This is a genomic window from Mesorhizobium qingshengii, from assembly GCF_900103325.1.
Classification (GTDB): domain Bacteria; phylum Pseudomonadota; class Alphaproteobacteria; order Rhizobiales; family Rhizobiaceae; genus Mesorhizobium; species Mesorhizobium qingshengii.
Window position 1 is genome coordinate 119,454 of the sequence record NZ_FMXM01000010.1, and the last position, 22,492, is coordinate 141,945.

Below are 22,492 nucleotides of genomic sequence, written 5' to 3' on the forward strand. Positions count from 1 at the left end.
CTATTCGCTATTCGCTATTCGCTATTCGCTCAGCGACTACGACGCCGCTCCGATGCCGGCTGGAACGCGACGCGGGCGTGGTACTTGCAATAGGGCCCGGTTTCGGCGGCATCGTTGCCGCAGAAATGGAAGTCCTCCGAAAGGGGATCGCCATTCGGCCATTTGCAGGTCCGCTCTGTCAGCTCGACGAGCTGCAGATGCCGTGAGATCGGCAGCACGACATTTTCGACCGGGCGGATATAGTGGCGTGCCACTGGTTCGGCGTCGAACTGCGTCTGCAGGGCCGTCGCGCCGATCGATGTCGTGACGTGGCGCGTCGCGCTCGCGGCGCGCGACACCGATTTCTGAACGGTCGATCCTTGCGTCGTCTTCTTCTGGCGCGCAGGCGTCGCCGTTGCGCGCCCGCGGCCCGACAGCTTCAGCCGATGCACCTTGCCGATGACCGCATTGCGGCTGACCCCGCCAAGCTGGGCAGCAATCTGGCTTGCGCTCAGACCCTCCGACCACAGTTTCCTGAGAAGTTCAACCCGCTCGTCAGTCCAGTTCATGAGACCGCGCTCCTGCTAAGCGTGCGGCAATCGGAATCCCTTCCCGACCCAGCAAAATTGCTGGGGCAGACACCACATATATCTGGTGATTAGGTCCGCCGCACGAAATCTAGTTATTTCTCGACTACAACTACTCTATGCGCTGACTCGGTGACAAGAGTCCCAAGTGCAACACGAATCGGTTTTTTCGGTTTTCCCCAACTTGCCCGGTCGCTTATGAGCCGGCGTCTCGTCAGGGGGCTTGCCGCGCCCCTATGCGCGACGTTTTCGTTGACTTCATGGCCGAAAAACACGATAAGCCGCACAGGCCGCCGCTTTGGCGGCTTTTTTGATTTTCCGGTACCGGAGACGCATATAATGAGCGGTTCGGCGCTTTTCGAGACCTTTTCTCGCGCACCCCTGGCTTTCGACCACGGGGAGGGCACCTGGCTGGTTACCGACAAGGGCGAGCGATATCTCGATTTCGCCGGCGGCATCGCCGTCAATTCGCTGGGCCACAGCCATCCGCATCTTGTCGCCGCGCTCACCGAGCAGGCCGCAAAGCTTTGGCACGTCTCCAATCTCTACGAGATCCCCGGGCAGAGCCGGCTTGGCGAACGGCTGGCCGATGCCACCTTCGCCGACAAAGTGTTCTTCACCAATTCCGGCGCCGAGGCGCTGGAATGCGCGATCAAGACGGCGCGGCGTTACCACTTCGTCAAGGGACATCCCGAACGCTTCCGCGTCATTACCTTCGAAGGCGCTTTCCATGGCCGCACGCTGGCGACCATCGCGGCCGGCGGCCAGTACAAATATCTTGAAGGGTTCGGGCCCAAGGTCGAAGGCTTCGACCAGGTCGGCTTCGACGACATCGACGCCGCCGAAAAGGCGATCACTCCAGAAACCGCCGCGATCCTGATCGAACCGGTGCAGGGCGAGGGCGGTATCCGTCCGGTGCCGGCGCAATCGCTGAAGCGGCTGCGGCAGCTCTGCGACCAGCACGGCCTGTTGCTGATCTACGATGAGGTCCAGTGCGGCATCGGTCGCACCGGCAAGCTGTTCGCGCATGAATGGTCCGGCGTCACACCCGACATCATGGCGATCGCCAAGGGCATTGGCGGCGGTTTCCCGATGGGCGCCTGCCTCGCAACCGATGAAGCGGCTGTCGGCATGACCGCTGGCGTTCACGGCACCACTTTCGGCGGCAACCCGCTGGCGATGGCAGTTGGCAACGCCGTGCTCGACGTGGTGCTGGAAGACGGCTTCCTCGAAGATGTCCAGCGCAAGGCGTTGCTGATGAAGCAGGGGCTGGCGTCGGTCGCCGACGAGTTTCCCGAAGTCATCGAGGACATCAGGGGCGTTGGGCTGATGCTCGGCCTCAAATGCGCCATGCCCAACACCAAGGTGAACATGGCGCTGCGCGACCAGCACCTGTTGGCGGTTCCGGCCGGTGACAATGTCATTCGGCTGCTGCCGCCGCTCACCGTCACCGACGCCGAAATCCACGAAGCGCTCAACCGCATCCGCGCCGGCGCCAAGGGCCTGGCGGAGGCGATCGCCTCCGCTGCCGCGAAGTAATTCGAAAGATCCTGATGAGCCCCCGTCATTTCACCGATCTTTCCGCCGTTTCCGAAGGCGACCTGCGCTTCATGCTCGACGATGCGGTGGTGCGAAAGGCTCGCCTCAAGGCTGGCGAGCGGACAAAGCCGCTCGAGGGCAAGGTGCTGGCGATGATCTTCGACAAGCCGTCGACGCGCACGCGCGTCTCCTTCGACGTCGGCATGCGCCAACTCGGCGGCGAGACCATCATGCTGACCGGCACCGAAATGCAGCTCGGCCGCTCCGAGACGATCGCCGACACCGCCAAGGTGCTGTCGCGCTATGTCGACGCGATCATGATCCGCACCACCTCGCATGAGCGGCTGCTGGAGCTGACCGAGAACGCCACCGTGCCGGTGATCAACGGGCTGACCGACGACACCCATCCCTGCCAGCTGATGGCCGACATCATGACCTTCGAGGAGCATCGCGGTCCGGTTGCCGGCAAGACTTTTGCCTGGACCGGCGACGGCAACAATGTGCTGCATTCGCTGCTCGAGGCCTCGGCGCGGTTCCGCTTCAACCTCAACGTCGCCGTTCCCGAGGGCAGCGAACCGGCACGCAAGCATATCGACTGGTCGCAAGCGCATGGCGGCAAGCTGCACTTCACCCGCTCGGCCGAGGAAGCCGTCGATCAGGTCGATTGCGTCGTCACCGATTGCTGGGTGTCGATGGGCCAGGAGCATCGCGCCCGCGGTCACAACGTGTTCTCGCCGTATCAGGTCAATGCCAAGCTGATGGCCCGGGCCAAGCCGGACGCACTATTCATGCATTGCCTGCCGGCGCATCGCGGCGAGGAAGTCACTGACGAGGTCATCGATGGGCCGCATTCGGTGGTCTTCGACGAGGCCGAGAACCGGCTCCATGCCCAGAAGGCCGTGCTCGCCTGGTGTCTTGGTGCTTGACGTGTCTTGGCGCTTGAAGTGCCTGGGAGCTTGATCTCTGGGGGCGTGATGCCTATTTGCGCCGCATCACGCAAATCAAGCGCGTTTCGACGCATGCGCCCCACAGGGCGGCATGGCCGCGCCCTGGAGCTTTGTCATGTTGGAAACCCATCAAGTGACTGAACATCACCCCAAACTCGGCGAATTCGGCTACGCTGGCGACGATCATGTCGTTCCCTTCGAGGTCGGCCCGCTCGACGTGCGCGGCCGCACCGTTCAGCTCGGGCCGATGCTCGACGCCATCCTGAGCCGCCACGACTATCCCGAGCCGGTCGCCCGCCTACTGGCGGAAGCCTGTGTGCTGACGGTGCTGCTCGGCACATCGCTCAAGTTCGAGGGCAAGTTCATCCTGCAGACCCGTACCGATGGTCCGGTCGACATGCTGGTCGCGGATTTTTCCACGCCTACGGCACTGCGGGCCTATGCGCGTTTCGATCCCGACCGGCTCGAGGCGCTGGTCGCGGCAGGCGAAACGTCTCAGCAGACGCTGCTTGGCAGCGGTGTGCTGGCGCTGACCATCGACCAGGGTGCTCACACGCAGCGCTATCAGGGCATTGTCCAGCTCGACGGCGAAACGCTCGAAGACGCGGCACGTACCTATTTCCGTCAGTCGGAGCAGATTCCGACCGATCTCAGGCTTTCGGTGGCCAAGCTGTTGACGCCCGGCATCGGTGGCGCGCGCGAACAGTGGCGCGCCGGTGGCATCCTGGCGCAGTTCCTGCCGCAGTCGCCCGAGCGTATGCGTGTGCCGGACCTGCCGGGTGGCGATGGCGATCCGCGCGACGAAATTAACGATCCGGCCGACAATTCCTGGCAGGAACTGCTGGCGTTGCTCGGCACCATCGAGCCGACCGAGCTGATCGACCCGACGATCGGCGCCGAGCGGCTGCTCTACAGGCTGTTCCACGAGCATGGCGTGCGCGTCTTCGGCGGGGTTCCGGTCGCCGATCAGTGTTCGTGTTCGCGAGACAAGATCCGTGGCATCCTCGAGGGCTTCTCCGCGCAGGAGATCAAGGATAGCACCGAGGATGGCGGCATCCACGTCGCCTGTGAATTCTGCTCGAAGCAATATGACTTCAACCCGGCGGAATTTGCAGCAGCTCAATAGTAAGAGAACAACGTCTCACCGGCTGCTTCGCGGCCGGTGAGGGCATTGGCGCCCACACCCGAGACTAATTCACCGTCCGTCGCGTACCCGGCAGGTCGAGGGAGAAGGCGGGGATCGCGATATCGAACGTCTCGCCCCGCTTGTTGCGCATCGTATAGTGCCCGACCATGATCCCTGACGGTGTCGAAAGCGGGCAGCCGGACGTGTATTGATAGCTGTCGCCGGGATTGAGTTCGGGCTGGTCGCCGACGACGCCGGCGCCGCGCACTTCCTCGACCCGACCGGTGCCGTCGGTGATGTGCCAATAGCGCGACAACAGCTGCACGAACTCGTCCGACTGGTTGTCGATCGTTATCTGATAGCCCCAGACATAGCGGTTCTCGGACGGATCCGAGCGATCCTCCAGATAGAACGGCCTGACCTGCACTTCGATGTTGCGCGTGACGGCGCGGTACATAAGCGACTCCAAAACAGTCCCGGCAACTTTCGGCGCTCCTGGCGGGCTGGTCAACGGTGCGCCCCGTCATTCCGACCTGACAGGCAGGTGCCGACAAAGAATGTCATTTAAGTGACACATGACAATGATGGTGTGCGCCAACCAGTGCCTGGCGACTCGGGCGCTCTGTCGAACTGTCGAAAGCGGTCGCCATGGAGGCCGGCTTTTTCTGGAGTGACCGGATCTCGATGGAACTCACTCTCATAGCCGCCTTGCTTTCGACTGTTCTCATCGTCTCAAACCTCGCCAGCATCGTGTTCGCCGCTTCGCGTCTGAAGCGACGCCGCGTCATCGCAGCGCCGACCGGCAAGTCACAGCCGGTGTCGATCGTCGTGCCGTCGCGTGGCGTCGAGCCGTTCACGCACGAGACGCTGGAGCGCGCCTTCTCGCTCGACTGGCCGCGTTACGAACTGATCTTCTGCGTCGCCCAAGCCGATGATCAGGTGGTCGGATTGATCCGCGCCGCCATCGCCCGTTTTCCGGCGGTGCCGGCCCGCCTGTTGTTCGGCGACGACCGCATCAGCGCAAATCCGAAGCTCAACAATTGCGTCAAGGGTTGGGAAGCGGCGCGCCACCACTGGGTCATCCTGGCCGATTCCAACGTGTTGATGCCTGAAGATTACGTCCAGCACCTGATGGCGGCCTGGCGGTCGGACACCGGCCTTGTCTGCTCGACGCCGATCGGCTCGCGGCCGGACGGCTTCTGGGCCGAGGTCGAATGTGCCTTCCTCAACACGCTGCAGGCGCGCTGGCAATATGCCGGCGAGGCGCTTGGCCTTGGCTTTGCCCAGGGCAAGAGCATGTTGTGGAACAAGCCGATGCTCGACGCCAGTGGCGGCATCCGCGCGCTGGCCGCCGAGATCGCCGAGGACGCTGCCGCGACCAAGCTGGTCAACGGCCTCGGCCTGCGTGTCAATCTCGTCGCCTCGCCCTTCGAGCAGCCGCTCGGCCGGCGCACGCTCGGCGAGATCTGGTCGCGCCAGGCGCGTTGGGCGCGCCTGCGCCGTGTCACCTTCCCGCTGTTCTTCGCGCCCGAGATCCTGACCGGCGCGGCGGTGCCGCTGGCGCTTGCGCTGGTTGCGGCGGCAGGCGCCGGCTTCAGCCTGCCGCTCACCTGCATCGCCGTGCTGGCAGCGTTCTATCTTCCGGAATGCGCCCTGGCCTCGGCCAAGGGCTGGTATCTGTCGCCCCGCATGATCGCGGCAATGGTGGTGCGCGACATGATCCTGCCGGTGATGTGGGCACGCGGCTGGCTCGGCGGTGCCGTCGACTGGCGCGGTAACGCCATGACCATTGGCACCAAGGCGGCCGAACTGGAAGAGACGCCGTCGAGCGCCTGAAGGCCAAAACCTTTGTTACCTGGCCTTCAGCGCCTGCGCGATATCCTCCAGAAGATCGTCGGTATCCTCCAGGCCGACCGAAAGCCTGAGCGTGCCTGGCCCGATGCCGAGTTCCGCGCGGGCCTCGTCGCTCAAATTCTTGTGCGTCGTTGTCGCCGGATGGGTGATCAGGCTCTTGGCGTCGCCGAGATTGTTGGAGATCAGCACGATATCGAGCGCGTTCTGCAAGGCGAAGGCCGCCTGCTTGCCGCCCTTGACGTCGAGGCAGATCAGCGTCGAGCCGCCCGACATCTGCTTCTTGACGATCGCCGCCTGCGGGTGGTCGGCGCGGCCGGGATAGATGACACGGGCGATTTCCGGCCGCTCGGCGAGGAAGTCGGCGATCTTGCCGGCGCTTTCCGTTTGCTGGCGTACGCGCAGCGGCAGCGTCTCCAGGCCCTTCAGCAACGTCCAGGCATTGAAGGGCGACAGGCTGGGGCCGGTGTGGCGAAAATAGTCGTGCAGGTTCTCGTCGATCCACTTCTTGTCCGACAGGATGACGCCGCCAAGGCACCGTCCTTGGCCGTCAATGTGCTTGGTCGCCGAATAGACGACGATATGCGCGCCAAGCTGCAAGGGTTTCTGCTGTAGCGGGGTGGCAAAGACGTTGTCGACGACGAGCCGCGCGCCGATCGAATTGGCGAGTGAGGCAACAGCGGCGATGTCGACCACTTCCAGCGTCGGGTTGGTCGGGCTTTCCAGGAAGAACAGCTTGGTATTCGGCCTGACCGCTTTTTCCCAGTTGGCGATGTTGGTGCCGTCGACCAGCGTTGCCTCGATGCCGTACCGAGGCGCCAGGGTCTCGACCACCCAGCGGCAGGAGCCGAAAAGCGCGCGCGCCGCCACGATATGGTCGCCGGCCTTGACGCTGCACAGAAGGGCGGCAGTTACCGCCGCCATGCCCGACGCGGTGGCGCGCGCATCCTCGGCGCCTTCCAGCGCGCACATGCGCTTTTCGAACATGTCAACCGTCGGATTGGCGTAGCGCGAATAGATGAAGCCCGGCTCCTCGCCCTTGAAGCGGGCCTCGGCGGCCTGCGCCGTCTCATAGACATAGCCCTGGGTGAGATATATCGCCTCGGAGGTTTCGCCGAAGCCGGAACGCAGGGCTCCGGCGTGTACGAGGGCTGTCTGAGGTTTCCAGTTGCGCTTCTTGCTGCTCATCGCTTTTGTTCCAGACACAAAAAAACCGGCCGCGAAAGTCGCAACCGGTCCATACGGCCTTGCGGCCCGACGGTCCTTTAGCGACTTGTTTAACGTGGCTGCAAGCCGACCGGCCAAATCACCACGGGATAACGACCCTTTAGACCCGCGCCACGCTTGCGTCAATTGCCGGCTTGATTAAGAGGTTTGTACCAAGCAGGTTCCGCAAAAGTGTTCCACGGTTTTGCGGCAAGAACCTGCGACAAGGAAAACGTCTGGCCTAGGAGTGAAGCCTTGCGGCAGACAGGCATTCTTCCCGATCAGGACATTTCGGCGCTGTTCCAATCCGGTGCGCTGAAGTCGCCGCGCGCGCTCGATGCCGATCAGATCCAGCCCGCCAGCCTTGATCTTCGGCTCGGCGACAAGGCATGGCGGGTGCGGGCCTCCTTCCTGCCCGGTCCCGACCACAAGGTTTCGGAAAAACTTGATCGGCTGAAGCTGCACGAGATTGATCTTGCCGACGGCGCGGTGCTGGAAACCGGCTGCGTCTATATCGTGCCGCTGCTTGAAAGCCTTGCGCTGCCGGCGGAGATTTCGGCTTCGGCCAATCCGAAGAGCTCGACCGGTCGGCTCGACATCTTCACACGTGTCATGACCGACCGTGGCCACGAGTTCGACAAGATCGCCGCCGGCTATCATGGGCCGCTCTACCTGGAAGTCAGCCCGCGCACCTTCCCGATCGTTGCGCGCACCGGCTCGCGGCTGTCGCAGATCCGCTTCCGTACCGGCAATGCGCTGCTGTCGGAAGCCGAGCTGCATAAACTGCATCGCGCCGAGATGCTGGTCGCCACCGAGCCGCCGAATATTTCCGGTGGCGGCATCGCACTGTCGATCGACCTCAATGGCGATGAAAATGGTCTGGTCGGCTATCGCGGCAAGCATCACACCGGTCTCGTCGACGTCGACAAGCGCGCCGCGCAGGAGGTCGTCGATTTCTGGGAGCCGATTCACAAGAGTGGCGCCGGCGAATTGGTGCTTGATCCCGACGAATTCTACATCCTTGTCAGCCAGGAGGCGGTGCATGTGCCACCGCTCTATGCCGCCGAGATGACACCCTTCGATCCGCTGGTCGGCGAGTTCCGCGTCCACTATGCCGGTTTCTTCGATCCGGGTTTCGGTCACTCGGCGTCAGGCGGCACCGGCAGCCGCGCGGTGCTCGAAGTGCGCAGCCACGAAGTGCCGTTCATCCTCGATCATGGCCAGATCGTCGGTCGGCTGGTCTACGAACATATGCTGAAGCGGCCGCAGGCGCTCTACGGCACCGACCTCGGCTCCAACTACCAGGCGCAGGGCCTGAAGCTGTCCAAGCATTTCCGCCCCGCGCGCTGAACCGCATTGCCGTCGGGCAAAATACTTGCCTGTGCTGGCCCACCGTGCTTGGCTGCATTGCCGGCCGCCAGCATGCCGGCGTTCAAGGGGGAACCAAGAAAATGCGGATTTCAAAATGGATCGTATCGGCAGCGGGCGCTGCCATGCTGGTGATGGCGGCGGGCTCTCTGTCGGCGCAGGCCGCGGAGAAACTGAAGATCGGCACCGAGGGCGCCTATCCGCCGTTCAACACCATTACCTCGGACGGCAAGGTTGTCGGCTTCGATATCGATATCGCCAATGCGCTGTGTGCGCAGATGAAGGTCGAGTGCGAGATCGTCACCCAGGATTGGGATGGCATCATTCCCGCCCTGCAGGCCAAGAAGTTCGATGCCATCATCGCGTCGATGAGCATCACCGAGGAGCGCAAGAAACAGGTCTCCTTCACCAACAAGTACTACACGACACCGCTGGCGCTGGTGGCGCCGAAGGACAGCGATCTCGCCTCGACCGAACCGGCGGCACTAGCCGGCAAGACGGTGGGCGCCCAGGCCTCGACCACGCAGGCCGACTATGCCCAGAATGTCTATGGCAAGGCGGGCGCGGAGGCGAAGCTCTACCCGACGCAGGAAGAGGCGATCACCGACCTGACCAACGGCCGGCTTGATGCCGTGATCTCGGACAAGTTCGTGCTGGTGGACTGGCTGAAGAAGGCCAGCGACGGCTGCTGCAAGCTGGTCGGCGACGTCAAGGGCACGGAGACGCAAGCCGGCATCGCCGTTCGCCTGGAAGACACGGAACTGCGCGACAAGCTCAACGCCGCAATCGACGCCATCGTCGCCGACGGCACCTACAAGAAGATCCAGGCCAAGTATTTCGACTTCGATATCTATTGAGCGTGAAGCTGCCAATCTCCCCCCTCGTGGGGGAGATGCCCGGCAGGGCAGAGGGGGGCGTGAAGGATCGCCAACCTCGCATTCTGTGACAAATCGAAAACAGCCCGAGGGCTCGGTGACATTTGGAGGTGCTGGAGGGACAGCGCCCCGCTTTGGCCTGCCGGCCATCTCCCCCACGAGGGGGGAGATCAGGCCGTCAAAGCGCCTTCACCGCCACGTTCACCGGCTGCTCTATCTCGAGCGGATTGCGCAGCGGCAGGCCGAAATCCTTGGCTTCGATCTCGAACACGTCGCCGGCCTTGGTCCTGATGCCGTCGGCGAAGGACAGCGTCGCCGTACCGAACATGTGCACATGCACGTCGCCCGGCTGGCGGAAGGCTGAGTATTTGAAATGGTGATGTTCGAGATTGGCGATGGTGTGCGACATGTTCGCTTCGCCCGACAGGAACGGCTTTTCCCACAGCGTCTTGCCGTCACGCACGATGCGCGACGTGCCGCGGATGTCGGACGGCAGGTCGCCGATCAGGATCTCCGGTCCGAACGACGCGTTGCGCAGCTTGGAATGGGCGAGGAAGAGATAGTTCACGCGCTCGGTCACGTGATCGGAAAACTCGTTCGACAGCGTGAAGCCGACGCGGAATGGCGCGCCATCGTCGCCGATCACATAGATGCCGGCGATCTCGGGCTCCTCGCCGGCATCCATGGCGAAAGCCGGCGACATCAGGGCAGCACCTGGCGCCACCGCCATCGTGCCGTTGCCCTTGTAGAACCATTCCGGCTGCACGCCGACCTGGCCTTTCGCGGGTTTGCCGCCCTCCAGCCCCATGCGGAACATCTTCATGGAATCGGTGAGTTGCTCCTCGCCGTGGGCGCTGAGATTCTTGTGCATGGAATCGCGCGTCGCCGCTGAGCCGAGATGCGTCAAGCCCGTGCCGGTGAGGTGGAGATGCGCGGGGTCGGGATGGTTGATCGGCGACACCAGCCGCCCTCTCTTGTAGGCGGCGTCGAGGTCGATGGTTTCACCGAAGCCCTTGCGTTCGATCAGCGCGACGAGGCCGACGCCGGTGCGGGCGGCCTCCATGGCCAGCGAATAGACGCTGCGCGCGCCGTTGATGATCCGGGTCTTGCCGCCGTTGCGGGCAACGACGCGGATGGTCTCGGCGTCATCGAGAATCTGGGAGATCAGCATGATGAATCCTCTCTCATTTGCCTTGGCATGGCTGCCGGCACGGCAAACCTTCCCAAGCGCGGCCGGGACGTCGTCCATGCCACGGGTGAAATTCTCCGTTCGGATTGCGCTCGCGGGCCCGGTCCCTCGGGGGACTTCTTCGTGCCGCCCGGCAGTGCCGCGATGTGACCCGTATGCCTTCCTGTTTCCTCAGCCCTTGTTCTTGTTGTAGACGTCGAACACCACGGCGCCGAGCAGCACCAGGCCTTTCACCACCTGTTGCCAATCCACGTTGACGCCCATGATCGACATGCCGTTGTTCATGACGCCCATGATGAAGCCGCCGACCACCGCGCCGATGACCTGGCCGACGCCGCCCATGGCCGAAGCGCCGCCGATGAACACCGCGGCGATGACATCGAGCTCACTGCCGAGACCCGCCGCTGGCACGGCCTGCCCCAGGCGCGCCGCGATGATCAGGCCGCCAAGCGCCGACAGCACGCCCATGTTGACGAACACCATCAGGGTTAGCCGCTCGGTCTTGATGCCCGACAGCTGCGCCGCCTTAGCATTGCCGCCCATGGCGTAGATGCGGCGGCCGATCGTCATGCGTTTGGTGACGAAGACGAACAGCGCGATCAGCACGCCCATCACCATGAGAACGATCGGCAGGCCCTTGTAGGTGGCGAATTGGTAGACCAGGAACAGCGCCAGGGCGCTGGTCACCAGGGTCTTTATGACGAACAGGGTGAAGGGCTCGGCTTCATAGCCATGTTGCTCGCGCGTGCGCCGTGCCCTGAGCCCGAAATAGGCATAGGCGAGCACGGCGACGAGGCCGATCACGATCGTCGTCATATGCAGCGTCAGGCCGCTGCCGATGATGGTCTTGCCTGCGGCGTTCACGGTCGGCGGGATCAGCATCAAGGGGCCGATCACGTCGGGAATGAAGCCGGAGCTGAGCGCCTTGAAGCCGTCCGGAAGCGGCCCAACAGAAGACCCGCCACCCAGCAGCGCTTGGCAGATGCCGCGGAAGATCAACATTCCCGCCAGTGTGACGATGAAGCTCGGTATTCGATGATAGGCAATCCAGTAGCCTTGGGCGGCGCCGATGCCGCCGCCGATGATGAGGCAGATGATCGACACAACCAGAGGATTGCTGAATGGACCGAGCGGCCAGATAACCATCATCATCGCCGCCAGCGCGCCGATGAAACCGGCCACGGAGCCGACACTGAGGTCGATATGGCCCGAAACGATCACCAAAAGCATGCCCAGCGCCATCACGATGATGAAGGAATTCTGCTGGACCAGATTGCTCAGGTTCACCGGCTTGAACAGCGTGCCGGACGTGGTGAACTGGAAGAACACCATGATGGCGATCAGCGCCAGGATCAGGCCATATTCGCGCAAATTGGTGATCAGCGCCGAGACGGCAACGCGCGGTCCCTGCTGCACGTCTTCGGCGACGCCACTTTTCGGCGCGGGAGCGCTTTCGGTGCTCATGATGCTTTTCCTTCTCCCCGAACGATGGCGCGCATGATCTTTTCCTGGCTGGCGTCGCTTGCTGCCATTTCGCCGACCATACGGCCTTCATTCATGACGTAGATGCGGTCGGTGATGCCGAGCAGTTCCGGCATTTCCGATGAGATGACGATGATTGCCTTACCCTCTGAGGCGAGACGGGCGATGATGGTGTAGATTTCGTACTTGGCCCCGACGTCGATGCCGCGCGTCGGCTCGTCGAGGATCAGCACTTCCGGATTGGCGAACAGCCATTTCGACAGCACCACCTTCTGTTGATTGCCGCCCGATAGATTGCCGGTCATCTGATAGACGCTGGACGAGCGGATGTTGGTTTTGGCCTTGTAGTCGTTGGCGACGGCGAGTTCGCGCAGGTCGTCGATCACGGCGTGGCGCGACACGCCGGGAAGGTTGGCCAGCGTGATGTTGTGCTTGATGTGATCGATGAGATTGAGACCATAGGTCTTGCGGTCCTCGGTGACGTAAGCAATGCCGTGTTCCACCGCCTTGCTCACCGATGACACATCGATCGGCTTGCCCTTGAGCAGTACCTCGCCAGTGATGCGGCGGCCGTAGGAGCGGCCAAACAGGCTCATCGCGAATTCTGTGCGCCCGGCGCCCATCAGCCCGGCGATACCCACCACCTCGCCCTTGCGGACATTGATATCGATGCCCTTGATCACTTGCCGCTCGGCATGGATCGGGTGATAGACCGACCAGTTCTTCACCTGGAGCACGATCTCACCGATCTTCGGCTCGCGCGGCGGATAACGGTCGTCGAGCGAGCGGCCGACCATCGAGGTGATGATGCGGTCTTCCGAGATGTCTTTCTTGGCCAGCGTCTCGATGGTTCGCCCGTCGCGGATGATGGTGACCTTGTCGGCGACCCGGTTCACCTCGTTGAGCTTGTGCGAGATCAGGATCGAGGTGATCCCTTGCCGCTTGAACTCGAGCAGCAGGTCGAGCAGCGCCTGGCTGTCTTTTTCCGACAGGCTGGCCGTCGGCTCGTCCAGGATCAGCAGCTTCACTTCCTTGCTGAGCGCCTTGGCGATCTCGACCAGCTGCTGCTTGCCGACGCCGATGTTGGTGATCAGCGTCTTGGGGTCCTCCTTGAGGCCCACCTTCTTCAGCAAGGCGCTGGTGCGTGTCTCGTTGGCATTCCAGTCGATGATGCCAAATCTGGCGTGTTCGTTGCCAAGGAAAATGTTTTCGGCGATCGACAGCATCGGCACCAGCGCAAGCTCCTGGTGGATGATGACGATGCCCTTGTGTTCGCTGTCGTGAATGCCTTTGAAATGGCATTCCTCGCCACGGTAGATGATCGCGCCATCATAGGTGCCGGACGCATACACGCCTGACAGCACCTTCATCAGCGTCGATTTGCCGGCGCCGTTCTCGCCGACCACGGCATGGATCTCGCCTTCCTCGACGCTGAGGTTGACGTTCGACAGCGCCTTCACGCCGGGAAACGTCTTGGTGATGTCGCGCATCTCCAAAATCGTCGAGGCCATCAGGAATACCGCTCCTCCGAGGTCCGGAACAATGCCGGGGGGCTAGTATGCGAATTTTGGATTCGCCGCGCTAGCAAAAAGGGGCCCCGCTGCGCGCGGGACCCCAGGCTTTGCAAAAGCGATTACTTCAGGTCTTCGGCCTTGATGTAGCCGGAGTCGACCACCAGTGCCTGGTAGTTCGACTTGTCGACCTCATGCGGCGTCAGCAGGATCGAGGGAACGACCTTGACGTCGTTGTTGTAGGTCTTGGTGTCGAGGCCTTCCGGCTTGCCGCCCGAGAGCACCTTGTCGACCAGACCGACAGTGGCCTTGGCCAGTTCGCGGGTGTCCTTGAACACGGTCGAGTACTGCTCACCCGAGATGATCAGCTTGACCGAGGCGGTCTCGGCGTCCTGGCCGGTCACAACAGGCCAGGGCTGAGCGGCCGTGCCGTAGCCCACGGCGCGCAGCGAGGCTGTGATGCCGCGCGACAGGCCGTCATAGGGCGACAGAACGCCATCGACGCGGCTGCCGTCCGAGTAGTTGGCGGAGAGCAGGTTGTCCATGCGCGCCTGGGCGGTTGCCGCCAGCCAGCGCAGCGTGCCGACCTTGTCCATGCCCATCTGGCCGGACTTCACGACCAGCACCTTGCTGTCGATCAGCGGCTGAAGAACGGACATGGCGCCGTTGTAGAAGAAGAAGGCGTTGTTGTCGTCGGGCGAACCGCCGAACAGTTCGATGTTGAACGGACCCTTCTTGTCCGGGTAGCCCAGGCCCTTGAGCAGCGAATTGGCCTGGATGACGCCAACGCCGAAATTGTCGAAGGTTGTGTAGTAGTCGACATTGGCGGTCTTCTTGATCAGGCGGTCATAGGCGACGACGACGACACCGGCGTCAGCGGCCTTCTGCAGCGCGTCCGACAGCGTGGTGCCGTCGATGGAGGCGATGATCAGTGCCTTCGGGCCCTTGGTGATTTCGTTTTCCAGCTGGCTGAGCTGGTTGGGGATGTCATCCTGCGCGTATTGCAGGTCGACGGTATAGCCGAGAGCCTCGAGCTGGGACTTGACGGCGTCGCCGTCGTTGATCCAGCGCTGCGAGGTCTTGGTGGGCATCAGCACGCCTACCAGACCTTTGTCGGCCGCGTAGGCGGTGGCCGACATGGCCGCGATGCTGACCGCCAAGGCGGCGACTAATGTCTTGATGATTTTCACTTAACTCTCCCTGGTTGATGGACGCGGCACCCCGGGGGTCGCGGGCCGCGCAATCGTGCAGAAGCGCCAAGGCACTGCTGCCGTCATATCGATCTCCGGTATCCTCCCATGGCTCCGAGGCGCTGATTTCAATCGATACGATTTTTCTCGTCAGCGACCGTAGCGTCTCGGAACGCGCGAAGGGTGTGGCCCTTTGCCATAACTGTCAAATGCGATCTTTGATGGTTGCTATATCACTATTGGTATGTGTTATGAGACGTCACGGGACCACCGACAATACCGGCCGGCGGCGAGCGGAGGCGGCGAAAAAGCCATGGTGGCGCTACGGAATCCGACAGCGGTTTCAAATGGTTACAGCGAGATGCCGGGCGACGGCGAAACCCTGCTGCGCAGTGGTCTCAGCCTGCGTCACATGCGTATGATCGTCGCGCTCGACGATCATGGCCGGGTGAGCGCGGCAGCCCAGGTCATGAACATTTCACAGCCAGCGGCCTCGCGCATGATCGGTGAGATGGAGGCTGTGCTCGAGGTCAAGCTGTGCGAGAGGCTGCCGCGCGGCATCACGTTGACGCCGTACGGCAAGGCACTGGCCAGGCGCGCGCGCTCGATCCTGCTGGAGATGCGCGAGGTCGACCGCGAGATTTCCGAGCTCAAGGCGGGCAAGGGTGGTTCGGTGTTCCTGGGTGCCGTAACGGCGCCGGCGATCGAACTGGCGGTGCCGGCGATTCGCGAGATCCGCCGCATCTATCCGCGCATCGAGATCACCATGCAGGTCGAGACTTCGAACGTGCTGGCGCGCGAACTGATCGCCACGCGCCATGACTTCATCATCGCGCGCATCCCCGACGATCTCAATCCGCGGCTGTTCGAGTCGCGCGTCATCGGCGTCGAGAAAGCCTGTCTTATCGTGCGCCGTGGTCACCCGCTCACGCGGGGCGAGGCGGTGCGGCTGGAAGACACCGCCGCCTATGACTGGGTCTTCCAGTCGGGCGGCTCGCCGCTGCGCCAGGCGATGGAGAGCAATTTCCTCAACCGCAACATCGCCCTGCCGGACCGCATCCTCAACACCAGCTCGCTGCTCCTGACCCTGGTCATGGTCGCGCAGTCCGACGCCATTGCACCGGTCTCGGTCCAGGTCGCGAAATTCATCCAGAATCCCGACGGGCTGGCCGGCGCCATCGACGTCGTCCACACCGAGTTCGACATCGAGGTCAGGCCCTACAGCCTGATCACCGTGAAAAATCGCGTGCTGTCCCCGGCCGCCAAGATGCTGCACGACTTCATCCTGCGCGAAGTGGGATAGTGGCCAGTTCGGGCAAGGTTATCCTGCCCGACACACGACGTTGATCACCAGCGAACTTCAGCATCGAATGGGTGACCAGATGATCCCCCAAGGATGCAACGTGTCCATGGGCGACAAATCTGATGCGGCGGCTCCCACATCCGACCGCCAACGGCGAATGCCATTGCCGGCAATGGCCTCGCCCTGGAGCCAGTTGGTCCCACATGTACCTCCTAAAGCGAGGGACTACACATTCCTTGAGAGCGCCATATTTTCCTTAACTAATGAACCTCCGCGGACAACGAGCAAAGGGGACACATGAAAGGCGTGGCGATATTAACCGAGGCTCGTAGCGGCTCCGAATGGCTCGGCAGTCTCACCAACAGCGCCGGTACTTTTGGCAATTCGGCCGAATGGCTCGACACTATCAATCTGGGATTCAAGCCGAAATCGTTCGATGAACTTCTTTCCGCAGTGATCGATCGCGGCGGGACCGCGAATGGCAGGTTCGCGGTAAAGTTGTTCCCACGGCATCTTCACTGGTCGCAGGCGAAATATGGAACCGACTTCCTCGCCGAATGCGTCGGGCGCCATGATATGGGATTGATCCTGCTGGAGCGGAGAGACCGCCTTCGTCAAGCAATTTCCCATTGCCGGGCGAAGGCAACCGGCCATTGGAAAAGCACGATGAACGGCGCGGATTTGGTTCCGCAATACGACTTCGCGGGCATCTGCCAGGCCTACTTCCTGATCGAACAGAGCTATGCCTTCTGGGAGGCCTACTTGCGCATAGCCAATCTGCCTTACGACCATTTCGTCTATGAAGACCTGTTGGACGACCCTCGTCCTTATGTCGAATCGATGGCCCGGCAGTTGTCGGTCGAAATGCCGGAGGGCGAGTTCAAGACGAATTTACGGTTGCAGCGGGACACACACACCGAAGATTGGGTACAGCGGTTCCAAGATGACGCCAAATCCAAGAGCCCATTGGCTCATCTCCCCGAACACGTGGCGCCGCGCAACATCGACAATCTCGCTCGGTTCCTTCTGAAGAAACAGATGCGAATCAGCCAAGCTTAGGCAGCCTGTTCGAACCTTCCGGAATGTGGGTGCTTGGAGCGGGTAGCGGGAATCGAACCCGCGCGTTCAGCTTGGGAAGCTGACAGGCTACCATTACATCATACCCGCGTGAGCCCTCGTTATCATGACGGCATGCCTTGGGGCAATCGCCAAAGCGGGCCTCGTGCCGGCGCGGCCAGATCAAGCGCCGGGCAGGTAGATCACCGCATAATCGTCCGCATAGGCGCGCTTCCAGCCCAGTTCGTCGAAGAAGGGAATGCGGCTGTCGCCGGCCGACAGCAGCGCCCAGCCTATGGCGTATTTCTTCAACTCGGCTTCCAGCAGCGGCTTGCCGTCGCTGTGCCCCATCTCGTCATCGGTCTTGGTGAAGCCGCCCAGGAACAGCTGGTCCGTCCGTCCGTCGATGTAGGTCTTGATCCCGTGAAAAATCAGCGTGCCGCCGAAATTGTAGGAATTCAGCACGTTGCCGGACAGATGATGGCTTTCGGCGAATGCCAGCGCGCCGCTGGCCGACGTCTTCTGGCTCGGCGCGACCTGATACACGCTGCCAAGCACCAAGGCCGCACCGACCAGCAGAACGGTTACCGCGCCGCAGATCGGGTAGAACCGCCGGGCGAAGAATTTTTCCAGCCCGTCGCGCTTTTCCGCCAGCCATGCGGTCGCTGAAAGCGAGGGGTATTGCTGCGCGACCTCGACCGCGACCCCGAGCGGAACCAGCAGGAAGAACAGATACACGAATCGCATGTGGTTGAGGAACATATGTAGGGTGAAGATGATGAACAGGGCCTTGGGCCAGCCAATTCGCAACCGCGATACCAAAAGTCCGAAAAGCGCCACCAGCATAGCGACTTCCTGGAAAGGCTGTTCCTGGGCGTTGAAGGGCCGCCACTCGAGGATGAGTGGCACGGCCTCATTGCCATAGGCGACGGTGAGCGTGGCCAGGATGGCTTTCACGCCATAGGGATGGATCAGGCTGACCAGTGGGCAGAGCAGGCCGAAAGCGACCCATTTGGCCAGGAGGACGGGTTTCGACAGGCCGACGCGCACCAGCAGATCGAGACCGGCAAAGGCGGCGATGACGTAGCTCAGGGTGAAGGTGGCGTGCAGGTTCGCCCACAGCACGACAAGCACGAGCAGCCACCAGGGCGGGGTTCTCTCTTCTTGCGCCGCACGAAACAGCATCGCCGTCCAGATGACGATGATCGGCAAGGTGAAGACGTGCGGGCGCGCCGTATAGATCGGGTCGATCAGGAAGGCCACGACGAACGCCAGCGCTATCGCCAATATCGGCTTCAGCCAGCCGCTGAGAAACCATCCCATCAGGAAGACCGTCAGGCCAACCGTGGCGATGATCAGCGTGACCACCCCGTTCCAGCCTCCCGCCCGGTAGGCAAGCGCCAGCAGGACCTGCCCAAGCCATTCCTTGGCGATCCATGGCTGGCCGGCAAAAGTGTAGGAGTAGGGGTCGGCCGTCGGAAATGTCCGGTTTGCCAGGAAATCCAGTCCGACCTTCACTTGCCACCAATTGTCGGGATCCTGCAGCAGGGCGCCGGCAAAGGCAGCCAGTACCGCCGCTATGACGCAGGCAACCAACAGGCAGAATATCAACCTGGTCCGCTGTGCGTCCGCGACCGAGGGCGTTGCCGGCACGATTGCTTCCGCCTCGCTCATATAGCGGCTCCAGGCCATTTCGCGACCGCGCCAGGGCGAAAGCCATCGGCATGGCTGAAGGTCCATTGGCGGTTGAGGAAGAAGCCGAGGACAAGGCCAGCGGCATAGCTCGCGGCATTGGAAATGATGTCGGCAAGGCCCAGTGCGAGCCCGGCCAGGATGACCGCGTCTCCCAGCGCCGTGTTCAACAAACCGACGACGCCAAATCGCGGCATCCTCGGATCGTCAAACGGCAGGCTTGACCGCATGCGCAAAATACTGGGCTCCGACAGGAATCTTGGTGAGGAAGCGCTCGAACGGCCTCAGCCTGGCAAGCAGCCGGGGAAAGAAGATCCGGTAGATGATCCGGGTGTTGGAAAGACCCGCCGCGGCCATCCGCTTGCGCATCTCGCGGGAGTTGATCAAGACCGCGTTCTCGTCGAAAGCGCAATTTCTCACCGCGTGAGTGGTCAGCGGGTTCCACGGATTGTGTTCGAAAAGAAAGAAGCTGCCGCCATCGGCCAACACCCTGCCGATCTCCGCGAGCAATCCGATCTGCAGCTCCTCTGGAATGTGGTGGAAGACGCAAGCCGCGAAGGCCAGGTCGAAGCTGCCGTCGGCGAACGGAATAGTCCTGCCGTCGAAATGCGTGAACGAGGCCTGGCCGGGAAAGCGCTTGCGGGCGATGTCGAGCGATTCCCGCGAAGGATCGAGCAAGACGATCTCGCTGTCTGGAAACGCTTTTCGCATATGGCCGAGCGAATTGCCGACGCCGGCGCCGAAGTCGAGTATCCGTCGCGGTTTCACACCGGCCCGCCGCAGCGTCGCGGCAACGTCGTCGATCTTGTACTTGGCGAAGAAGTCCGGCGTTTCGCCGCTCAGCCTTATGCTCGCGGCATGCTGTTCCTGATACTCGCGCGCAAACTGGTCGAACTCCGCCTCAAGCACGCGCCGCCCTCTTTGCCATCTCCTGCAGGCGATGGACAGGCAGGTCCTTGTCCTCGGCTGCCTGGCTGCGCGAAACGATCTCGTTGACGAAGTAGAGCGGCCGCCGCTTTGTCTCCATGTACATGCGCCCGAGATACTCGCCGAAGATGCCAAGCACCATGAGCTGGACGCTGCCGAGGATCAGGATGATCGCGGCAAGGCTCGTCCAGCCGGGCAACACGTTTCCGGCGGTCCATTCGAACAGGGTGTAGCCGAGCACGACCAGCCCCAGAAGGCCGAACATCATGCCGAGCAGCGAGGCGAACCGTAGCGGTGCGATGGAGAAGCTGGTCATCGCGTCGATCGCCAGGAGAACCATCTTCTTCAGCGGATAGTGGGTGGTGCCGGCAAAGCGCCGGTGTCTTTCATAGGGGAAAGCCACCTGTTTCAGCCCGATCCAGCTCACCATGCCGCGAATGAACCTGTAGCGTTCAGGCATCGCGTTGAGATGGTCCAGCGCGCGGCGGCTCATCAGCCGGAAATCGCCGGAATTCGGCGCTATGTCGACGTCGACCATCCGGCCCAGCAAGCGATAGAACATCGAGGCGGAGACCAGCTTGAACCAGCTTTCACCGTCGCGCGTCAGCCGCTGGCCGTAAACGACATCGAAGCCTTCATTCATCTTCGCCATCATCGCGCCGAGCAGTTCCGGCGGATCCTGCAGGTCGGCATCGAGAATGAGAATGCGCTGGCCGCGACAGAATTCTAGCCCCGCGCTCAACGCGATCTGGTGGCCGTAGTTGCGGGCAAGGTCGATGGCGACGACATGGTCGTCCTTTTCGGCCAGCTGGAAAATGGCTTCGCGCGTACCGTCGGTCGCGCCATCGATAACCAGGACGATCTCGTAGGAAGGGCCGTGTTCCAGGCATGCGGCCGTCACCCGCCGATGAAGTTCGGCCACCCCATCCAGTTCGTTGTAGCACGGGACGACCACCGACAACATGACGGCGCGTCGCGTGGTGATGTTCTGCGTCTCCACCAAAAGCCTGGCTCCCGCTATTTGATTGGGAATAGCGGCAATTGGTTAGAAAACAGATAAGCCAGCGGGATCGACCGCAGCCGTTGGCTGGCCGCCTTTTCCGCCATGCGTTTTGACGCCGCAAGCCCCGTCACGAACGAACCGGCAGTTCCATGCGAATGCGGGCCACGCCATGACCCCGCCAATTGCGCGCCTGCCGAGGATCCGCGTCCCGATCACCTGTTCGAGATGCAGGGGCTCGCCAGTTGCCCAACTCTCGCGTGACAGCGCTACTGGTTCGACGCACCCGGTTCTACGCGAAGACCGCGCCGGCTTGATGGATGGCCGGCGAGTGCGTATCTCTGGGCTCGTCCCCCGAATCGGGGCGACCGAAGCTGGAGACAGGCCTTGTCCGCACTGACACGCTTCCTCGGCGACTCGCCGCTCAGGGTGATCCTGAAGCTGCTGGTTGTGTCGTTCCTCGTCGGCCTGGTCATGAACGCCTTCGGCTGGTCACCGATCGACGTGCTCTACGGCATCCGGAAGTTCTTCATCGACCTATGGAACCTCGGCTTCCACGCCATCGACCGTTTCCTTGGCTACATCCTGCTGGGTGCGGCAATCGTCGTGCCGGCCTTCATCCTGCTCAGGATCGCCAGTTACCGCAAATGAACCGTCAGGCATAACCCGAACCCACCTCGAACAGGATGGCGTGCCGCGCCGCCAGCGCGCTCACATCGCTCGAATAGCCGCCGCCAATGACGCCGCAGACAGGAATGCCGAGCGCGCGAAAATGGCCGATGACCGCCTCGTCACGGGCGCGCAGACCGCAATCCGACAGCGACAGCCTGCCCAGCCGGTCCTCGGCATGGACGTCGACGCCGGCATTGTAGAAGACGATATCCCAGCGCGCTCTGGCAGACAGCTCCGGCAGGATGCCGCCAAGCCTCTCGAGATAGGCGGCGTCACCGGTGCCGTCGGGCAGTGCGATGTCGAGGTCGGAAGCGATCTTGTGCACGGGGTAGTTGCGGTCGCCATGCATGGAAAAGGTGAATGCGCGCGGGTCGCCCGCGAGAATGTCCGCCGTGCCGTCGCCCTGATGCACGTCGAGATCGACGACCAGGATCTTCTGTGCCGCGCCTTCGGCCAGCAACATCAACGCGGCGACGGCGACATCGTTGAAGGTGCAGAAGCCGGCGCCTTGCGCGCGCCGCGCATGATGGCTGCCGCCGGCGGTGTTGCAGGCGATGCCGTGCCGCAAGGCGAGCCGCGCCGCCAGCATCGTGCCGCCGGTGGCAAGCTGCGCGCGCAGCGAGACGCGGGAGCCGACCGGAAAACCGATCTCGCGTTCGATTTTTTCGGGTACCGTGCAGGCCAGCACCTGATCGACATAGTCCGCCGCGTGGGCAAGCTTCAGCCATGACGCCGGCGCTGGCTCGGCGATATTGAGCGCGTTGGGTCCGGCCAGTCCGCGTGCGCGCAAGGCGTCCATCAGCAACGGATACTTGCTCATCGGAAAGCGATGGTTGACGGCGAAGCCGGCGTCATAGTCGGGATGATGGACGATCTGCAGAGGCATCAGAGCTCGCGCCAGGGTCAGGGAATCGATTGGCCGTTATCGGATGAATGATTGCGCGGCGCCAGCAAAGTGGGGCACATCGGGTGCTCGATCAAGCCGCAACAGC

21 protein-coding genes, 1 tRNA gene and 1 riboswitch are annotated in these 22,492 nt (G+C 62.5%); of the genes, 9 read left to right on the top strand and 13 right to left on the bottom strand.

Annotated elements, in window-relative coordinates; genetic code table 11:
- Positions 1 to 29: 29 nt before the first annotated feature.
- A complete protein-coding gene (locus tag BLS48_RS17515; protein ID WP_091579761.1) occupies positions 30 to 548 on the bottom strand; it encodes a GcrA family cell cycle regulator in 519 nt (172 codons plus the stop codon).
- 357 nt (positions 549 to 905) lie between these two features.
- Between BLS48_RS17515 and BLS48_RS17520 the strand changes: the two genes are divergently transcribed.
- From BLS48_RS17520 to BLS48_RS17530, 3 genes are all read left to right on the top strand, one after another.
- On the top strand, positions 906 to 2,105 hold the full coding sequence (locus BLS48_RS17520; protein ID WP_091579763.1) for an aspartate aminotransferase family protein: 1,200 nt from the start codon (positions 906 to 908) through the stop codon (positions 2,103 to 2,105).
- Positions 2,106 to 2,119: 14 nt separating this feature from the next.
- Positions 2,120 to 3,031 carry an ornithine carbamoyltransferase gene (gene argF / locus BLS48_RS17525; protein WP_091579766.1) on the top strand — a complete coding sequence of 304 codons (912 nt, stop codon included), beginning with the start codon at positions 2,120 to 2,122 and terminating at the stop codon, positions 3,029 to 3,031.
- A 112-nt stretch (positions 3,032 to 3,143) separates the two neighbouring features.
- Positions 3,144 to 4,178 carry an Hsp33 family molecular chaperone gene (locus BLS48_RS17530; protein ID WP_091579769.1) on the top strand — a complete coding sequence of 345 codons (1,035 nt, stop codon included), beginning with the start codon at positions 3,144 to 3,146 and terminating at the stop codon, positions 4,176 to 4,178.
- A gap of 64 nt (positions 4,179 to 4,242) precedes the next feature.
- Here the strand turns inward: BLS48_RS17530 and apaG are convergent, their stop codons facing one another.
- Positions 4,243 to 4,635 carry a Co2+/Mg2+ efflux protein ApaG gene (gene apaG / locus BLS48_RS17535; protein ID WP_091579771.1) on the bottom strand — a complete coding sequence of 131 codons (393 nt, stop codon included), beginning with the start codon at positions 4,633 to 4,635 and terminating at the stop codon, positions 4,243 to 4,245.
- A gap of 227 nt (positions 4,636 to 4,862) precedes the next feature.
- On the opposite strand from apaG, the gene BLS48_RS17540 reads away from it, so the two are divergent.
- Entirely contained in the window at positions 4,863 to 6,014 is a 1,152-nt protein-coding gene (locus BLS48_RS17540) for a ceramide glucosyltransferase (protein ID WP_091580064.1), read from the top strand.
- A 15-nt stretch (positions 6,015 to 6,029) separates the two neighbouring features.
- Here the strand turns inward: BLS48_RS17540 and BLS48_RS17545 are convergent, their stop codons facing one another.
- Positions 6,030 to 7,217: an O-succinylhomoserine sulfhydrylase gene (locus tag BLS48_RS17545; RefSeq protein WP_091579774.1), complete on the bottom strand. Its 1,188-nt coding sequence runs from the start codon at positions 7,215 to 7,217 to the stop codon at positions 6,030 to 6,032.
- A 57-nt stretch (positions 7,218 to 7,274) separates the two neighbouring features.
- A riboswitch (SAM riboswitch) is annotated at positions 7,275 to 7,352 on the bottom strand.
- A 138-nt stretch (positions 7,353 to 7,490) separates the two neighbouring features.
- Between BLS48_RS17545 and BLS48_RS17550 the strand changes: the two genes are divergently transcribed.
- Both BLS48_RS17550 and BLS48_RS17555 read left to right on the top strand, forming a co-directional pair.
- On the top strand, positions 7,491 to 8,585 hold the full coding sequence (locus BLS48_RS17550) for a 2'-deoxycytidine 5'-triphosphate deaminase (protein WP_091579776.1): 1,095 nt from the start codon (positions 7,491 to 7,493) through the stop codon (positions 8,583 to 8,585).
- 101 nt (positions 8,586 to 8,686) lie between these two features.
- The gene (locus tag BLS48_RS17555; RefSeq protein ID WP_091579779.1) at positions 8,687 to 9,460 is read left to right on the top strand and encodes an ABC transporter substrate-binding protein; all 774 of its coding nucleotides are present in this window, start codon (positions 8,687 to 8,689) and stop codon (positions 9,458 to 9,460) included.
- A gap of 196 nt (positions 9,461 to 9,656) precedes the next feature.
- Here the strand turns inward: BLS48_RS17555 and araD1 are convergent, their stop codons facing one another.
- The 4 genes from araD1 to chvE all read right to left on the bottom strand — a co-directional run bounded on the left by araD1 (position 9,657) and on the right by chvE (position 14,850).
- A complete protein-coding gene (gene araD1, locus BLS48_RS17560; protein WP_091580067.1) occupies positions 9,657 to 10,649 on the bottom strand; it encodes an AraD1 family protein in 993 nt (330 codons plus the stop codon).
- A 189-nt stretch (positions 10,650 to 10,838) separates the two neighbouring features.
- On the bottom strand, positions 10,839 to 12,131 hold the full coding sequence (gene mmsB / locus BLS48_RS17565; protein ID WP_091579781.1) for a multiple monosaccharide ABC transporter permease: 1,293 nt from the start codon (positions 12,129 to 12,131) through the stop codon (positions 10,839 to 10,841).
- Positions 12,128 to 13,660 carry a multiple monosaccharide ABC transporter ATP-binding protein gene (gene mmsA, locus BLS48_RS17570; protein WP_091579784.1) on the bottom strand — a complete coding sequence of 511 codons (1,533 nt, stop codon included), beginning with the start codon at positions 13,658 to 13,660 and terminating at the stop codon, positions 12,128 to 12,130. Before mmsA ends, mmsB begins: the two co-directional genes overlap by 4 nt.
- Before the next feature lie 122 nt (positions 13,661 to 13,782).
- A complete protein-coding gene (gene chvE / locus BLS48_RS17575) occupies positions 13,783 to 14,850 on the bottom strand; it encodes a multiple monosaccharide ABC transporter substrate-binding protein (RefSeq protein ID WP_091579787.1) in 1,068 nt (355 codons plus the stop codon).
- A gap of 313 nt (positions 14,851 to 15,163) precedes the next feature.
- Here chvE and BLS48_RS17580 point away from each other — a divergent pair, with 313 nt between their 5' ends.
- Together BLS48_RS17580 and BLS48_RS17585 are read left to right on the top strand one after the other, a co-directional pair.
- Complete coding sequence (locus BLS48_RS17580) at positions 15,164 to 16,153, top strand: LysR family transcriptional regulator (protein ID WP_091579790.1); 990 nt, start codon at positions 15,164 to 15,166, stop codon at positions 16,151 to 16,153.
- Between the two features lie 297 nt (positions 16,154 to 16,450).
- Positions 16,451 to 17,212, top strand: a complete 762-nt coding sequence (locus BLS48_RS17585; protein ID WP_091579793.1) for a Stf0 family sulfotransferase — start codon at positions 16,451 to 16,453, stop codon at positions 17,210 to 17,212.
- A 34-nt stretch (positions 17,213 to 17,246) separates the two neighbouring features.
- On the opposite strand, the gene BLS48_RS17590 is transcribed toward BLS48_RS17585, so the two are convergent.
- The 5 genes from BLS48_RS17590 to BLS48_RS17610 form a co-directional block, all read right to left on the bottom strand.
- Positions 17,247 to 17,320: transfer RNA gene (locus tag BLS48_RS17590), tRNA-Gly, on the bottom strand.
- 72 nt (positions 17,321 to 17,392) lie between these two features.
- Positions 17,393 to 18,883, bottom strand: coding sequence for a hypothetical protein (locus tag BLS48_RS17595; protein WP_091579796.1), 1,491 nt, complete (start codon positions 18,881 to 18,883; stop codon positions 17,393 to 17,395).
- Positions 18,880 to 19,098, bottom strand: coding sequence for a GtrA family protein (locus BLS48_RS17600; protein WP_244529642.1), 219 nt, complete (start codon positions 19,096 to 19,098; stop codon positions 18,880 to 18,882). Before BLS48_RS17600 ends, BLS48_RS17595 begins: the two co-directional genes overlap by 4 nt.
- Before the next feature lie 10 nt (positions 19,099 to 19,108).
- Complete coding sequence (locus BLS48_RS17605; protein ID WP_091579799.1) at positions 19,109 to 19,810, bottom strand: class I SAM-dependent methyltransferase; 702 nt, start codon at positions 19,808 to 19,810, stop codon at positions 19,109 to 19,111.
- A complete protein-coding gene (locus BLS48_RS17610) occupies positions 19,803 to 20,792 on the bottom strand; it encodes a glycosyltransferase family 2 protein (protein WP_208604638.1) in 990 nt (329 codons plus the stop codon). The genes BLS48_RS17605 and BLS48_RS17610 overlap by 8 nt, the downstream gene beginning before the upstream one ends.
- Positions 20,793 to 21,215: 423 nt before the next feature.
- Between BLS48_RS17610 and BLS48_RS17615 the strand changes: the two genes are divergently transcribed.
- A complete protein-coding gene (locus BLS48_RS17615) occupies positions 21,216 to 21,479 on the top strand; it encodes a DUF6460 domain-containing protein (RefSeq protein WP_091579802.1) in 264 nt (87 codons plus the stop codon).
- 4 nt (positions 21,480 to 21,483) lie between these two features.
- Here BLS48_RS17615 and BLS48_RS17620 read toward each other — a convergent pair whose 3' ends face one another.
- Positions 21,484 to 22,386 (bottom strand): histone deacetylase family protein, encoded by a 903-nt coding sequence (locus BLS48_RS17620; RefSeq protein ID WP_091579804.1) that lies wholly within the window; start codon positions 22,384 to 22,386, stop codon positions 21,484 to 21,486.
- Positions 22,387 to 22,492: the final 106 nt, after the last annotated feature.